This window comes from Bradyrhizobium sp. Cp5.3, assembly GCF_000426265.1.
GTDB classification, from domain to species: Bacteria; Pseudomonadota; Alphaproteobacteria; order Rhizobiales; family Xanthobacteraceae; genus Bradyrhizobium; species Bradyrhizobium neotropicale.
Map to the genome: position 1 here is coordinate 25,682 of NZ_AUFA01000031.1, position 13,449 is coordinate 39,130.

Genomic DNA, 13,449 nt, shown 5'->3' on the forward strand with positions numbered 1-13,449 from the left:
AATCGTTCACATCCGGCACCGCTCAAGCAAATTGCGAACCAATGCCGTGCCAGCGCATTGAAGCGGTATGCCCAACGAAAATGATCTCGAAGGAAAGCCCGACATGGGCGGCAAGCATGGCGGTCAGGCCGGCCAGCCCAAATCGTCGCCACGCCCACAAGAGGGGCGGCGCGACGAGGATGTCGTGGCAAAGCGCCACACCGGTCAAACCGGCGGTGATGTCCCGTCGACCAACAAATAGCGCTGCGCCCGCGCGTCGCTGTGCCGCGCCTTGCGCCGGGAACGGTGGCAACGCTCTGCCGTTATCCTGATTCCCGTTGGCTGAGGATGTCGAAACGGAGGCTGGGACATGTTTTGGATTTATTGGGACACCGCCTGGTCGCTGATCATCAGTGGCATCATGGTCGCCACCATCGTCAGCCATCCCGACTCCGAATTTGTCGAGGTGCACGCCGCCCGACGGCAGATGTGAAAGTCCCGTTTCCGGACGTCGCCTTAGGTCAGGTCATGCTGCCCGGAATGAAGCAGCGGATCAGCGCGCGGCCGTTGACGTAGTAAGGCCAGACGAAGGTGCGGCCCGCGCGATTCGGCTCGGTGATCACGGCGTCGTCAGGCACCACGATCCACTGGCCTTGCAACCGGACACGGTAATGCCCGTCTTGCGTGTCCCAATCGACGTCGTCGAGCGCGGTCCCATCGGCATCTGCGCAGCAGGGGCCGCCGGCCTTGCTGTGGAGGCTCTCGAACCAGCCCTTGAGGGGAGAGTTCGCGTAGCGGCCGTCGTCGCGGGCCTCCACGGTCGCGCCGATCAGGGCTATAGCCGCAACGAGAGAGATCATCCGTGAGATCGCCAAGACAGTCGTCAAGACCATGCTCGCCATGTCGCCTCGCTCGCTATGCGCACGCGCGCAAAAACGCAGACGCAAGATCGTCTGCGATGCGCGTTGGCTGACGCCCGCCAGCCGAGGTTCCGGCCGTCTCAGCGGAGCGATAACCGCAACGCCCGGCGTTTGATCCTATTTTTGTGAGTGGCGAGCGGAGCGCTGCCTTGAATGCGGGCGGAGAAGCCGGCCTCAAGCCGCCGCTGTCGCCTGCTTGCCCCGCCTAGCGTAGGGATCGCTGGCATGCCAATGTAGGGTGGTGCCAAACCCTGCAGGAGTTCAACATGCGAACGAATATAGTGGGAGCACTGTGCGCCGTCGCGCTCATCGCGAGCGCACACGCTGCGATAAAGGAGCAGCCGGTCACGTATACGGACGGCGAAACCACGATGAAAGGCTTCGTGGTGTACGATGACGCGATCCAAGCGAAGCGGCCCGGGATTGTGATGGTGCATGAATGGTGGGGCATCACCGATCACATTCATGACGAGGCACGAAAATTCGCGCAGCAGGGTTATGCTGCATTCATCGCGGACATGTACGGCGACGGCAAGACCGCCGACAACCCGAAGGATGCCGGCGCGCTCTCGGGATCAGTGATGAAGAACCCGAAGGTGATGGAGCAGCGCTTCAACGCCGCGTGGCAAGAACTCGCCAAGCAGGCCTCGGTCAATCCCGGGCGGATCGGCGCCGTTGGTTACTGCTTCGGCGGCGCGGTGGTGCTGAACATGGCGCGCGCCGGCGCTGATCTCGCCGCCGTTGCCGGCTTTCACGCATCACTTGGTCTCAACACCCCCGCGCCGGCGCCGGGAGCCGTCAAAGCGAAAATCCTCATTCTGAACGGCGCGGACGATCCGTTCGTGAAGCGCGAGCAGTACGATGCGCTCAAGAAGGATTTCGACGCAGCGAAGGCCGATTATCGTATCATCGAGTATCCCGGTGCTGTGCACGCGTTCACGAACCCCGAAGCCACCGAACTCGGCAAGAAGTTCAACTTGCCGCTCAGATACGACGCCAAAGCTGATCAGGAAGCGAAGGCCGAAGCAGCCAAGTTCTTTGCCGCAAACCTTCAAAAATAAGCAAAACAGGCCGCCGACACGCTAATGCACGAAGATGCCTTGTTTAGCGGTGGTTGCGCGACATGGTGCCCTTATCCTCGGTCGGAGGCGCATCAAGACCGCAACTTCCAATTTAGGCGATCTCTTGGCGAGGCGGCCGAGACTGACCGCACCTGCGCCACAGGTGTGCCCTATTGTCTCCTCTTCGCCTCCTTAATTCGTGTGCCAAGTTGGGGACATGAATGGGGGAACCGCGGCCGCGCGGCTGGCGACATTGAAGATTTGGCGAGCAAGCTGCATTGCCGGTGCGCTGACCGCGACGTCGCTTGCCGCGATTCATCAGATCGCGGTATGGCGCCCGAGCGTCGCAACGCCGAATGCGAGAGTTGCTGGTGCATTCAGCGCCGTCCCGCTGAATGTGACGATGGTCCTGACAAATGCCCGCGCAGCGTTTCAGACCCCGGTCATTGAGTCGAAATTCGATCCAAGCTCATCGGCTAATGCGATCGTCGCGGCGGAATTCAGCGCCGCCGCGCCGGACGCGGCGATGCCGTCCGATGCAACCAGTTCGCTGCGGCTAGGGCGAATGTCGCAGGTCGCCAGCCTTGAAGCAGCGCCGCCCGAGAACGAGGCAACGCCACAGCAGGACCGTCCGCCCGCTGCTCCGCCCAATCCGGACGAAGGCGAACCGGCGTATCTGAAGTACTACGTCTACTCGGAAATTCCGCCGCCGGAGAAACCCGCGAAGATCGCCTTGTCGGCGTTGAGCGGCGTTCCGCTCGGAACGCCCGTCCAGGAGATCGAACGCGCGGCCAAAGCGTTCGGCGTCGATGCCAATTTCATGAAGGCGGTCGCCAAAATCGAATCCGATTTCAATCCCAGGCAACGCACCGGCTCCTATATCGGTCTGTTCCAGCTGAGCAAGTTTGAATTCAGCAAATACGGATCGGGCGACATCCTCAATCCTCGCGACAACGCTATGGGTGCCGCCTACAAGTTCCTCACCGAGGCTGCGCTATTCGAAGTCATGACGCACAAGCAGCCGACGTTTTCCGATCTCTACCTGATCCACCAGCAGGGCGGGGAAGGAGCCGCCGAACACATCAGCCATCCGCAGCGGATTGCCTGGAAGTCGATGTGCGCAACCCAGGAGGGCTCGGCGAAGGGCGAGCGATGGTGCAAGCGCGCCATCTGGGGCAACACGCTGCCCGCGGTCAAACGCGAATGGAAGTCGGTCGATAATCTCACCTCGGAAGCGTTCGTGGCGATGTGGCGGGATCGCGTCGACACGCTCTATGCCCGCTATCCAGTGCTAACTGCGGCGGCCGAACGCTCGAGATAGAACGTTCCGGAAGGGTGGACAGCCGCGCTGTTGACCAACCAGCTTACGCCTCAGGAGGTCGAAGTGTTGAACCTCCAGCTTGAACCAAGATACCCGACCCGATGCGATCATGTAATTCAAATCCCGTAAAGCTTGGAAGCAGAAGAGGCCGCTGGGGAGAGTACCTGTCGGAGTTGCCGCGTGAGTGGCTCTGGCCTGTTTGGAACGCAAGTGGTCAGCTCTGCAGTGGATCGCGGCCTAATTTGTTCTTGAGGTGATCTCTCGAACTTCGCCCGGACAAAAAGTTTGGCTTCAACGAGCTGGAGGGAGGCATCGGCGATGCTTTCCTTCTGACCGGCCCTGCTAAAGGGCGACGCGCGTGGCATCGACATCATGGTTTGCTGTGACCCTTGTTCGTATCCAACCACTCCAACACGTCCAGCGCGGTATCGATTTGCGCAAGCTGACGCTCAATTTCGTCGCGCTCAATCCCTGTTGGGCCGCTCTCAAGCTGCCTGAGCAATTGCTGCCGTCGAGCAAGCAAGTTCGTCACGGCTGACATGGTCGGGGTCTCGAATGGGCGGCAGCTTCAACCGCCAACCAGAGCTGACCACCGATGTTCCTAAAGGTCGCTCATCACGCGCCATTCCAAAGAATAGCTCTTGCTTCCCTAGTCGGTCGGAACCAATCGGGGCGACTGCCCGTTGGTCTTCAGACTTCTGCCGAGGGGCGGGCCACCACGGACATTCTGTTTGCAAACTGAAAGGCCCGATGAGAAAATCGGCAAGCTGTTCCACCCTCGCCAGTTGCAGGCTTTCGACCTTCGGAACCTCTGCTGAGAGCCATCGTATCATGGATGGCTCTCAGAATGATAAGCCTAACTTGTCCGAGGCGATAAGTCGCTCGTCGAACTGGGACTTGCGCTGCACGCCGATCAAGATCGACAGAAGCGGCGCGCTCGCAAAATGGATGGCGATGCGATTGACCGCATGGGCGACACAAGGACGACAGCAGATGATCGGGCAACTCGCAAGCGGGATCTGCTCGATGGACCCGCGGAGTTCGACCGCGTGCGAATTGATCGGCCCAAGCGCGGCAAGTCGATCCAAAATAACCTGAGCAACGAGAAGCCGCCAACACCGCGCGACTTCAAAAGACAAACGAGGACAAGCGATGAGACAGCATTTCCGATCGCCTGCGGTGAATGAGGCAAACAATCTGTTCAAGCGCGTCGCAGAGAAAGCCACGACTGACTACGAAAAAGCGCAACAAGCCTTCCACGCAAATCGGGAACGGCTGAAAGCTGAACGGTTGGCCAGAGAGGCCGAACGACGAAGCCAGTCCGATCGAACGACGAAGCCAACCCGATAGGGCGTCTTAGGTGTCGCATTTCTAATATCTGGGACGGCAAGGCGCTCGTCGTAGACGAAGAAGGCCTGGATTTGACCAGTCAACGGGCCGCGGAGATTGAGGCGGCACTATCTTTAGCCGACATTGCCAAAGAGCTTGAAACGTTCGCGAGCATCGATGGCTTGGCCATCGGTATTCGGGACGCAAGCGGTCTCATCTTGCGAGCGACATTCGTCTGCGAAAGAGTTCGCCCGATCAACTGAGCGTCGCCGAAAGTACTCATGCCAACTTGGTAGGTCTGACTAGAGCATCGAAAGGACGACAATCCCGTCTTCGAGCTCCCCTGAAGCAAGGCGCGTTCGCGCCATACGCTCGAACTCCGTTCGATGCTTCTGCAAGTAGCTGAAGGCCTGCTTCTGCGTGTTAAACGTCGTCGTAAGCCGGCACATCTGTCGATTTGCGCCGAACGCCAGAAAGAAAGTGATGGTTCCGTCGTCCGATTTGACTCTAGGCACGGCCCGCTCTCTCCAGAATGTGACGGCCCTCGAAGTTCCGTTTACGACTTTGAGACGGCTATCGCGGTGGTTTTCTCGGGCGTTTCTTGGGCGCGTGCGCTGGCAAAGTTGTTCGAAGAGCTGCGTCAGCCGCTTCCTTGGCTTCGCGCACTTCTCGAAGCCGCGTCATGTTCGCGCGAACCGCGATGGCCTGCCTTTCGACGTCCGCCAATGCCCGCGCTCCCTCTTCAGCGGCCAAGCGCTTACGATCGGAACGCGCGATGTGTTCGGGTGACGGCTCTGCCGATTTCTTGGCGTTCATCCTTCACCCCGCTTCGCAGCCGACAAAACCCGCTCAATCTGAGGATCGAGCGGGCAGAATGGCCGTTTCAGTACATCCGTGAAACGGCGCCACGACATCAAGCCAGCGAGAGGTTCTCGGCGCTGACTTTCCCTCGCATCTTGTCGGTCTTGATCTCGAAACTGACCTTTTGACCCTCTCCAAGACCCGTAAGACCGGCTCGTTCGACCGCGCCGATGTGAACGAATACATCATTGCCGCCGTCGTCGGGCTGAATAAATCCAAAGCCCTTTTGGGCATTGAACCACTTAACAGTACCTGTCGTCATTTTCTTCTCCAAAGTGCACAAGCGCATGCCGCGCGACAATCACGCGGTGCCCTTCAACTTCGTCGATGTCTTTGGAAAAGGAGCCCGCGGGCGCATTCAACAAGGCACAGCGGCAAATCGAACTTCCTTAATATATACATCACCTTCACGTTTTCGCAAGGAATGGAGCCTTTTGTTTCAGTCAGGCTGCTGTGGTGCCCGATCGGGAGGTTTCAACTGGGGCCGTCGACGTGCAAGCAGGGCTTTATCGATTGACAGGGCCACACGACAGTGGTCACTGTTGATACCGCTACGTTGCAGCGTTGTGACAAGATCGGTTTGTCCGAAGCCGGCGACGAACGTCACCGCCACCATCCTCAAAATCGCAATGAAGCTCCTGCGCAATTGGCTGCCATGCAGGGCGTGTCGCAATTCGCAGCCCCATCGAGGAGGATCAATTGCAGGTACTTGTGCGAGACAACAATGTCGAGCAGGCACTCCGTGTTCTTAAGAAAAAGATGCAACGCGAGGGCGTCTTCCGAGAAATGAAACAGCGGCGTTCCTATGAAAAGCCGTCGGAAAAAAAGACTCGCGAGAAATCTGAAGCTGTTCGCCGGGCCCGCAAGCTCGCTCGGAAGCAGGCGATCCGAGAAGGATTGCTGCCCGCGCCGCCGAAAAAGAAGCCTTTTGAGCGCAAGCCGCCCTTGCCGGAGATCAAAGCACGGGCAGAGTAGTGAGTCCCTTGTTCAGGAGAATGCCACACGTCGAGGAACGTTATGCTCTCGGATCTAACGCCATGGTGGTTGCGTCACTTGTGACGCAGCGAAAAAGGACGCAGATCAGTAATCAGAACAGTCCCGGTCAGGGCGGCCGGAAGTCGGGTCGCGACGAACAGCAGCGCCGTTAGCTACGATCATGGGACCGGGACGACGACCGGGTCCCGTGCCGGCTATGCATCTGGCTGGCCGGTTGCTGTCATCACTATGGCCTGAAATCGATGCCTCGTAGCACGATCCCTGGCGGCGTGCCTTCGAACTCCGTCGCGCGATATTTGCTTGCCGCGCATGCTTCGATGCGGTCGCGCAGGCGAGCGAACTGAGCTTCCCGCTGCTCGGGCCCAACTTGCTGGCCGCGCTCGAGATAGTCCATCGCAGTGGTCGAGATCGCGCAAGGAATCTCTCTGGCTCCGTCAAGCATCGAGAACCGGACGATCATCCGGTCGTACTCGTGACCGATAAAGCGGCCGCTGGTCAATGTCATGGCTTACTCCTTCACGTGATTGCTTCTTGGCACGATCGCGCCCTCGACTCATCGCCCCCGCGACCGGCCACCCGCTTCCGGTCGCGCCGAGCATGGCACGTGTTGAGAATGCAGGCGGCCGTCGTTCGCCTCAGCCCTCCCCCGACAGCCGGGCGAAATCGTCGAACAGCGCTGCCACGAGCGCGCGGTGCCGCGTATCCTCGGCGGGCAGGCTCGCAGCATAGAGGTTCAGCAGATGGCGCGCCTTCACCGCGGCCTCCGGCCAGGATGCGGCGGGCACCGTCATCATGCGGTTTTCGAGATCGGCCTCGCGCTCGCGCAGCTCCCTGACATGGGTCTCGACCTCGGCCAGTGCGCGGCGCAGGTCGGTCGCCTTCTGCGCGGCCATGCCGCGGTGCTTGTCGAGATCGACGGTGTGGTCAGTCATTAGCGACACTCGCATCCATGCGTTGGACCGCTAGGTCGACGGATCCGATCGACGGCAGCTCCGTTGAGCCGCGCACGCCTTCGCTGGGTACTGATCATGGCGGCAACGCGGCGCCAGTGCGCGAAGGACAGGGCCTCGATCTTCTCCTCGTCGGTGACGACCTCATAGGCGCCTGCAGGCCGTTCGATGCCACGGATGCGGAACGGGTGCCTGAACGTCAAGGCTTCTCGACGCGAGCGGATGGTCATGCACGCCTGCCTTTCGCAAGTGGGCCCCAACCGACGCCGGCTATGACGACCATGCGCCCTTGGCGCGGCAATAGCCAGCACTATCCTCACCGTGCCGGCTCGCGACGATGCCGCAGCACGGCCCTCGTCAACGAGGCGCTTTAACGCTCGCTATTGGTGTGAGGCAGGCGTAGGCTTGCCGCTGTCACCGCATCTCAAACGGCATCGACCGGTGACTGAGGCTCACGTGCGCTCCCGCCAAAAGCTTCGCAGGAGCGTTTTTGCATCTCGGAATGGGTCGTGCCGCCGGTGATCGTTCCGCTGCTTCTTCTGCTTCTCGTGTGCGGAGCCGCTGTCCGCAATGGCTAGGGCAACACGCGTGCCGTATCTGGTCAGCGGGACCAACGAATACGGCAGCTCCAATCTCGGCCGCGGCACTGCGACGGTCGCGCTGCGCCTCGCGCGAAAACTGCTGCGCGAAGGCTACATGGACGTGCGCGTCTGCACCCCGCGCGGACGCGTGCTGCAATCGGACGAACTCGACGAACTCAAGGCACCAAAGGAGAGCGACATGGCGAAGGGCCAGCAACGCAGTAATCGCGAAGCCAAGAAGCCGAAGAAGGAAAAAGCCAAGGTGATCGCCGCGGCCCCGAGCCGCAAGGAAGCCGCCTGGCAGCCGGATTTCGGACCGGCGAAGAAGAAGTAGCGAGGAGCCGACGCCGAACAGGCAACGCGAGAGTTCGAGGCGCCGAACGCGCCTGAATTGGCACTCTCAGCCGGCGGCTCCGATGTCGCCTGTTCGCCCAAGTCAGACGAGCCGAAGGGACAGGCCGATGTCCGCTTCCTAACGGGATGCGGACACAGCTAATCGAGGCTTGGGGACGAGTACGCGCACTAGGCCGCCACAGCCTGCGCCGACAGCAACCGCTTCAATTGGGATGCCGGCACCGCCGGGCTGAACAGCCAGCCCTGCATCTGGCTGCATCCGAGCTGCCGCAGCACCTCGCGCTGCGCCTCGGTCTCGACGCCTTCCGCCGTCGTCGCCATGTGGCGGGCGGCGGCCATGTGCACCACCGCCTGGACGATCGGGGAGGAATCCTCGGGTTCGCCGATGTCGCTGATGAAGCTGCGGTCGATCTTGATCTTGTCGAAGGGGAAGCGATGCAGATAGCTGAGCGACGAATAGCCGGTGCCGAAATCGTCGAGCGCGATGCGCACGCCGAGCTCGCGGAGCTGCTGCAGGATCGTCAGCGCCTCCTCGTCGTCGCGGATCAGGACGGTTTCGGTGATCTCGAGTTCGAGCCGCTCGGGCGCAAGGCCTGACTCCGCGAGCGCCGCGGCGACCTTCAGCGCCAGCGTCTTGGATCGGAACTGCACCGGCGAGACGTTGACCGCGACGTGGATCTGGCCGGGCCAGCCGGCGGCTTCGAGGCAGGCCTGCTTCAGCACCCATTCGCCGATCTCGCCGATCAAGCCGGTGTCCTCGGCGACGGGGATGAACTCGGCCGGCGAAACCATGCCGCGCTCCGGATGGCGCCAGCGCAGCAGCGCCTCGCAGCCGGTCACCACATTGGCGGCGAGATCGACCAGCGGCTGGTAATGCACCTCGAACTCGCCGCGGGCGAGCGCCTGACGCAGATCGAGTTCGAGCTGCCGGCGCTGTCTGGCCTTGGCGTCGTATTCCGGCACGAAGTAGCGGAAGGTGCGGCGGCCCTCGGTTTTCGCCGCATACATCGCGAGGTCGGCACGCTTGAGCAGGTCGTCGAGATTGTCGCCGTGGTCGGGCGCGATCGCGATGCCGATGCTGGCATCGGTCGGGATCTCCTGGCCCTTGCAGTCCACCGGCGTACGCAGGGCTTTGAGGATCTGCTCGGCCAGCGCGGTCAGCTCGGCCTGGTCGCTGGTACCGGCCTTGATGATGGCGAATTCGTCGCCGCCGAGTCGTGCGACGAGGTCGTTGCCGCTGACGCAGGCGCGCAGGCGGTTCGCGACCTGGCGGAGCAGCTCGTCACCGACCTCGTGGCCGAGCGAGTCGTTGACGCCCTTGAACTCGTCGACATCGATATAGAGGATCGCGAACGGCTTGCCCTCGGCAAGCTCCGCCACGCGGCGCTCCAGATGTCCCCGCATCAGCACGCGGTTCGGCAGGTCGGTCAGCGCGTCGTAATGCGCCATATGCGCGATGCGCTCGTCGGCGCGGATGCGATCGGTAACGTCTTCATGGGTCGCGAGCCAGCCGCCGGCGGCGCCGGGCTGGTTCTTGATCTCGATCAGGCGGCCGTCGGAGGTCTCCACAATGGAGCTCTGGGTGCGTCCGGCATTGGTCAAGATGTGGTCGCAATAAGTGTCGACGTCACCGTGGAACGAGCCGGTGTCGTAGCGATGCTGGATCACGTCGCGGAAATAGGCGCCGGGCTTCACCACGTCGGTCGATAGCCGGTACATCTCGACATAGCGCCGGTTACAGACGATGAGCCGCTCGTCCTGGTCGAACATCAAGAGGCCCTGCGTCATGGTGTTCATCGCGGTGTCGAGCCGCTGCTTCTCCAGCGAGAGCCTGTTCGTCATCTGGCGGAAGATCAGGAACAGCGTGAGCACGAGCAGTGCGATCGACAGCGTTGCCACCGTGACGAAAAACTTCGTCTGCGTGCGCCAGGTCGCGAGCGTCGCGTCCAGCGACTTGGTCGCGACCACGACCAGCGGCTCGCCGGTCAGAAGACGCGAGGCGACGATGCGGTCCTTGCCGTCGATCGGGCTTGAGAGCTGCGTCGTGACGAAGGTGCGCTCGAACACGGCGATCTGCTCGGGCGGACCGTTGCGGTAATTCTGCCCGATCATCCCGTCGACATGCGGAATGCGCGCGAGCAGCTGGCCGTTCTGGTGGTGCATCGAAATCGAGGATTCCTCCCCGAGCCCGGTCGAGCCGAAGAAGGATTCGAGCTGGTCCGGCGTGATCGCGCGCGAGACCATGCCGAGGAATTCGCCGTGCGGACCGGACACGCGCCGCGCGAACACGATCGCCGGCCCGTTGCCGAACCGTCCCGGCACCACCTCGACCTCTTCCTGCGAGGCCGGATCATTCTTGAGCCGATTGAAATAGCCGCGGTCGCCAATCGAGATATCGGCGACCGGCCAGTGCTTCGAGGAATTAATCAGCACGCCGCTCGCATCGAACACGTTGGCGCCGGCGACGTCGGACCAGCCGCTGGCCTTGCTGCGCAGCACCTCGTGCATTGCAAGGGTGCCCATCTCGCTGCGGAACACATCGGCGGATTGGATGCCGTGGCTTTCGAGCTCGGCGATGACGCTCTTCTGCAGCACCGCGAAATCCTCGAATTCGCGGTCGAAATGCCTGGCCAGCAGTCGCACCGCGCTTTCGAGGCTGTCGCGGCCGGTCTCGATCGCGTTCTGCCGGAAGCGATCGACGGTAAGGGCGGTCCCGAGGGCAGTTGCCGCCATCAGCACGAAGCCACCGATGATCAGCCACGTCAGCGGCGCGCCGCGCCAACGGCGAAGCAGCGCGCGCATCCGCGCGCTCCATCGAATTGATGTGCCCATGCAGCCCTCCCGTGGGATGCAAGATGCCTCAAAACCGACAAGAGGCCGTTACTAGCAACGGTTAGGAAAGTATGAATCGGAGCGGAATCAGAGGGTTGGTTCCGGCGGACTGGTCCGTAGGGTGGGTTAGCGTAGCGTAACCCACCTCTTTCGCTTCCGCGGAGGCGGACAGTGGTGGGTTACGCCGAGCGGACTGCGCTCCGCGCAGCCGCGCCAACCCACCCTACTTTGCATGGGGTTGTTTTCGATATTTTGCGGGAGCGGGTCGGCGGGCGAGGGCTAAACCTCACCGGCGGACCTCCCATTTCAGCGCTTCCGCATTCTCCTTGGCGAACATCGTCGGCACGTCGAACTTGCCGGTCTTGAGATCATAGCGGCACTGCCAGCCGCCCAGCCCCTTCCTGGCAACGCGTTTGGGATGGTTGTCGTATTCGCCCGCCAGCGAGATCACGAGGTAACGGTTGTCGGGCCAGTCCACGCCGAGCCAGCGATAGGCCTCTTCCGTACCTTTCATGAGATTGGCCGTAATGTGGAAGTCGAGCTTGGCGAACTTCTTCGTCTCCGGCCGGCTGTAGAAATAGTTCCAGGCGAGATCGCTGAGCGACTTCTTCGTCGCGTTCACGAAGACTCCGTTCTCCACATGGTAGAGAAAGAGGTCCTGCTCGCCCGAGCCGGTCTTCTGCATCCGCACCAGCCATTGCGAATCGTTGGTGAAGCGGAAGCCGGCGCCAAAGCCCTGCTCCGGCTTCAGCTCCGTCATCTGCTCGCCGTGCCGGGCCCAGACCTGCCATTTGACGTCGAAAAGATCGCCGTCCTTCATGTACTGCTCGAGCTTGGTGGCGCCGTCGGGGGAGATGAAGGCGAGGTCGGCGTTGTCGGTGAGGACAAAGCCCGGCGGCGGGCCGGATGCGGACAGCGCCGGCGAGGCGGCGAGGCTGATGGCAAAGGCAAGGGCGATCGCTGGCCGGTAGGCGAGGCGAAATGTGTTCACGGAAAAATCCTTTAAGAAATGCGGGTGCGAGTTCACTGATTTGACATCGCCGGCACGCTTCCGGTTCACCCCGGACCCGGGCCGTGTCGACCCGAAAATCATCCCTTCGGGCGACTTGCTGGCGCGCGCAAAACGGCGCAGGTTGGCGTAGGTTTAAGTCCGTGACTGATTTGCGACCGAGGCTGGGTTGTGTCGATGATTACAGCGTCCAAAGCACTGATTGCGTTCTGTATCCTGGCGATGGTCGGAACCGTGCTCGTGATCGGTCCGGCCGAGGTGCGCCGCATGCTGCCGGGCGGATCGACCGCAGAGGTCGCCAGCGCCGCCAAGCCGGAAGCCAGGTCCGAGGCCAAAGTCGAGCCCGAGCGGATGCTCGCGGAAGCCGCGCCCTCGACGCAGGCCCCTGCCGCGTCCAAGCCGGCGGGCGCCCTGGCCGAAACCCAGACGCAAGCGACGGCCGCGCTCGCCGATCTCGCGCCGGTCAAGGCGCCGCCGGCGGCGGCCGACACCGGCCCCCGCTTCGATGTCGCGCGCATCGACGATCACGGCGAGGCTGCGGTGATCGCCGGCCAGGCCGCGCCCGGCGCGAAGGTCGAGCTGCTGCGCGACGGCAAGCCGCTCGACGCCGCGGTTGCCGATGCCTCGGGTCAGTTCGTCATGACCCCGCCGCCGCTGCCTGCCGGCTCCTATGAGCTGACCCTGCGCGCCAAAGCGCCTGACGGCACCGTCACGGAATCTGGCCGCCGCGTGCCGGTCACGATCGCCGAAGCCGCCCCGCCGCCCGCACGTCTTGCTTCCGCGCGCCCCGATGCGTTGCCTGCCGGCAAGCCAGAGACCAAGTCGGCCGAGAGGCCGGAGCAGGATATCGTTGCGGCTCTGCCGTCTGCCGCGCCGCGCCTTGCCGCGGCGACGGACCGGCCCGCAGTCCACCAGAGGATGATGGGCGCGGCAAAGCCCAGGATCATGGCAAGGGCGACCGCCGCAGACATCGTGAGCGGCGCACCTTCCGAGCCCGGCACAAGCCGGGTGATCTCCCGCGGCGACAGCCTGTGGGCCATCAGCCGGCTCGCTTACGGCGACGGCTCCCGCTACGCGCTGATCTTCAACGCCAACCGCGGCAAGATCCACAACCCGAATTTGATCTATCCCGGCCAGACTTTCGTGCTGCCGCAAAAGGCGCAGTGACGACAGGGCGTTTCGCTGCCCCGAAATGCCGGAGTTGCTCCGCGCGCCACGATGTCACCGCCTTGGTTTGACAACGTGCGCCAGCGCTT

Annotated in this window: 18 protein-coding genes and 1 pseudogene; 7 read left to right on the forward strand and 12 right to left on the reverse strand. The window is 62.4% G+C overall.

The annotated features are described in order from the left end of the window. Positions 1-22: 22 nt before the first annotated feature. Positions 23-292 carry a hypothetical protein gene (locus K289_RS51785; protein WP_198024800.1) on the reverse strand — a complete coding sequence of 90 codons (270 nt, stop codon included), beginning with the start codon at positions 290-292 and terminating at the stop codon, positions 23-25. Positions 293-349: 57 nt separating this feature from the next. Between K289_RS51785 and K289_RS52875 the strand changes: the two genes are divergently transcribed. Further along, positions 350-472 carry a hypothetical protein gene (locus tag K289_RS52875; RefSeq protein ID WP_256380022.1) on the forward strand — a complete coding sequence of 41 codons (123 nt, stop codon included), beginning with the start codon at positions 350-352 and terminating at the stop codon, positions 470-472. 28 nt (positions 473-500) lie between these two features. Here the strand turns inward: K289_RS52875 and K289_RS0130430 are convergent, their stop codons facing one another. Beyond that, positions 501-839: a hypothetical protein gene (locus K289_RS0130430; protein ID WP_027554947.1), complete on the reverse strand. Its 339-nt coding sequence runs from the start codon at positions 837-839 to the stop codon at positions 501-503. A gap of 431 nt (positions 840-1,270) precedes the next feature. On the opposite strand from K289_RS0130430, the gene K289_RS0130435 reads away from it, so the two are divergent. Together K289_RS0130435 and K289_RS0130440 are read left to right on the forward strand one after the other, a co-directional pair. Further along, positions 1,271-1,960: a dienelactone hydrolase family protein gene (locus K289_RS0130435; protein WP_256380023.1), complete on the forward strand. Its 690-nt coding sequence runs from the start codon at positions 1,271-1,273 to the stop codon at positions 1,958-1,960. Between the two features lie 217 nt (positions 1,961-2,177). After that, positions 2,178-3,281, forward strand: coding sequence for a transglycosylase SLT domain-containing protein (locus K289_RS0130440; RefSeq protein WP_245284043.1), 1,104 nt, complete (start codon positions 2,178-2,180; stop codon positions 3,279-3,281). A 370-nt stretch (positions 3,282-3,651) separates the two neighbouring features. Here the strand turns inward: K289_RS0130440 and K289_RS51790 are convergent, their stop codons facing one another. After that, a complete protein-coding gene (locus K289_RS51790) occupies positions 3,652-3,822 on the reverse strand; it encodes a hypothetical protein (protein ID WP_198024801.1) in 171 nt (56 codons plus the stop codon). Positions 3,823-4,123: 301 nt separating this feature from the next. Then, a complete protein-coding gene (locus K289_RS0130450; protein WP_156918268.1) occupies positions 4,124-4,486 on the reverse strand; it encodes a hypothetical protein in 363 nt (120 codons plus the stop codon). A 171-nt stretch (positions 4,487-4,657) separates the two neighbouring features. Between K289_RS0130450 and K289_RS53145 the strand changes: the two genes are divergently transcribed. Next, on the forward strand, positions 4,658-4,873 hold the full coding sequence (locus K289_RS53145; RefSeq protein ID WP_371260872.1) for a hypothetical protein: 216 nt from the start codon (positions 4,658-4,660) through the stop codon (positions 4,871-4,873). A 39-nt stretch (positions 4,874-4,912) separates the two neighbouring features. Here K289_RS53145 and K289_RS53150 read toward each other — a convergent pair whose 3' ends face one another. The 3 genes from K289_RS53150 to K289_RS0130465 form a co-directional block, all read right to left on the reverse strand. Beyond that, positions 4,913-5,125: a hypothetical protein gene (locus K289_RS53150; RefSeq protein ID WP_027554951.1), complete on the reverse strand. Its 213-nt coding sequence runs from the start codon at positions 5,123-5,125 to the stop codon at positions 4,913-4,915. Positions 5,126-5,183: 58 nt separating this feature from the next. Beyond that, entirely contained in the window at positions 5,184-5,426 is a 243-nt protein-coding gene (locus tag K289_RS49170; protein WP_084788782.1) for a transcriptional regulator, read from the reverse strand. A gap of 97 nt (positions 5,427-5,523) precedes the next feature. Further along, entirely contained in the window at positions 5,524-5,733 is a 210-nt protein-coding gene (locus tag K289_RS0130465; protein WP_027554953.1) for a cold-shock protein, read from the reverse strand. A gap of 437 nt (positions 5,734-6,170) precedes the next feature. On the opposite strand from K289_RS0130465, the gene rpsU reads away from it, so the two are divergent. Next, positions 6,171-6,446 (forward strand): 30S ribosomal protein S21, encoded by a 276-nt coding sequence (gene rpsU, locus K289_RS0130470; protein WP_027554954.1) that lies wholly within the window; start codon positions 6,171-6,173, stop codon positions 6,444-6,446. Positions 6,447-6,693: 247 nt separating this feature from the next. Here rpsU and K289_RS0130475 read toward each other — a convergent pair whose 3' ends face one another. The 3 genes and pseudogenes from K289_RS0130475 to K289_RS45675 form a co-directional block, all read right to left on the reverse strand. Beyond that, the gene (locus tag K289_RS0130475) at positions 6,694-6,972 is read right to left on the reverse strand and encodes a DUF1488 domain-containing protein (protein ID WP_027554955.1); all 279 of its coding nucleotides are present in this window, start codon (positions 6,970-6,972) and stop codon (positions 6,694-6,696) included. A 130-nt stretch (positions 6,973-7,102) separates the two neighbouring features. Continuing rightward, positions 7,103-7,399, reverse strand: a complete 297-nt coding sequence (locus tag K289_RS0130480; protein WP_027554956.1) for a hypothetical protein — start codon at positions 7,397-7,399, stop codon at positions 7,103-7,105. Next, a pseudogene (locus K289_RS45675) lies at positions 7,392-7,647 on the reverse strand (hypothetical protein). The gene K289_RS0130480 and the pseudogene K289_RS45675 overlap by 8 nt, the downstream one beginning before the upstream one ends. Positions 7,648-7,987: 340 nt before the next feature. Between K289_RS45675 and K289_RS51795 the strand changes: the two are divergent. Then, a complete protein-coding gene (locus K289_RS51795) occupies positions 7,988-8,332 on the forward strand; it encodes a hypothetical protein (RefSeq protein WP_198024803.1) in 345 nt (114 codons plus the stop codon). 188 nt (positions 8,333-8,520) lie between these two features. Here the strand turns inward: K289_RS51795 and K289_RS0130500 are convergent, their stop codons facing one another. Next, a complete protein-coding gene (locus K289_RS0130500; RefSeq protein WP_027554957.1) occupies positions 8,521-11,184 on the reverse strand; it encodes an EAL domain-containing protein in 2,664 nt (887 codons plus the stop codon). A 286-nt stretch (positions 11,185-11,470) separates the two neighbouring features. Beyond that, complete coding sequence (locus K289_RS0130505; RefSeq protein WP_035686379.1) at positions 11,471-12,175, reverse strand: hypothetical protein; 705 nt, start codon at positions 12,173-12,175, stop codon at positions 11,471-11,473. 195 nt (positions 12,176-12,370) lie between these two features. On the opposite strand from K289_RS0130505, the gene K289_RS0130510 reads away from it, so the two are divergent. After that, a complete protein-coding gene (locus tag K289_RS0130510; RefSeq protein WP_027554959.1) occupies positions 12,371-13,360 on the forward strand; it encodes a LysM peptidoglycan-binding domain-containing protein in 990 nt (329 codons plus the stop codon). The last annotated feature ends 89 nt before the right edge of the window (positions 13,361-13,449 follow it).

Bases quoted from the DNA above. Each gene is read 5' to 3' on its own strand.
- K289_RS51795 (WP_198024803.1), top strand. From the start codon at position 7,988: ATGGCTAGGGCAACACGCGTGCCGTATCTGGTCAGCGGGACCAACGAA.
- K289_RS0130510 (WP_027554959.1), top strand. From the start codon at position 12,371: ATGATTACAGCGTCCAAAGCACTGATTGCGTTCTGTATCCTGGCGATG.
- K289_RS49170 (WP_084788782.1), bottom strand. From the start codon at position 5,426: ATGAACGCCAAGAAATCGGCAGAGCCGTCACCCGAACACATCGCGCGT.
- K289_RS52875 (WP_256380022.1), top strand. From the start codon at position 350: ATGTTTTGGATTTATTGGGACACCGCCTGGTCGCTGATCATCAGTGGC.
- K289_RS0130475 (WP_027554955.1), bottom strand. From the start codon at position 6,972: ATGACATTGACCAGCGGCCGCTTTATCGGTCACGAGTACGACCGGATG.
- K289_RS0130480 (WP_027554956.1), bottom strand. From the start codon at position 7,399: ATGACTGACCACACCGTCGATCTCGACAAGCACCGCGGCATGGCCGCG.
- K289_RS0130440 (WP_245284043.1), top strand. From the start codon at position 2,178: ATGAATGGGGGAACCGCGGCCGCGCGGCTGGCGACATTGAAGATTTGG.
- K289_RS0130435 (WP_256380023.1), top strand. From the start codon at position 1,271: ATGAAAGGCTTCGTGGTGTACGATGACGCGATCCAAGCGAAGCGGCCC.
- K289_RS51790 (WP_198024801.1), bottom strand. From the start codon at position 3,822: ATGTCAGCCGTGACGAACTTGCTTGCTCGACGGCAGCAATTGCTCAGG.
- K289_RS0130465 (WP_027554953.1), bottom strand. From the start codon at position 5,733: ATGACGACAGGTACTGTTAAGTGGTTCAATGCCCAAAAGGGCTTTGGA.
- K289_RS0130430 (WP_027554947.1), bottom strand. From the start codon at position 839: ATGATCTCTCTCGTTGCGGCTATAGCCCTGATCGGCGCGACCGTGGAG.
- K289_RS0130500 (WP_027554957.1), bottom strand. From the start codon at position 11,184: ATGGGCACATCAATTCGATGGAGCGCGCGGATGCGCGCGCTGCTTCGC.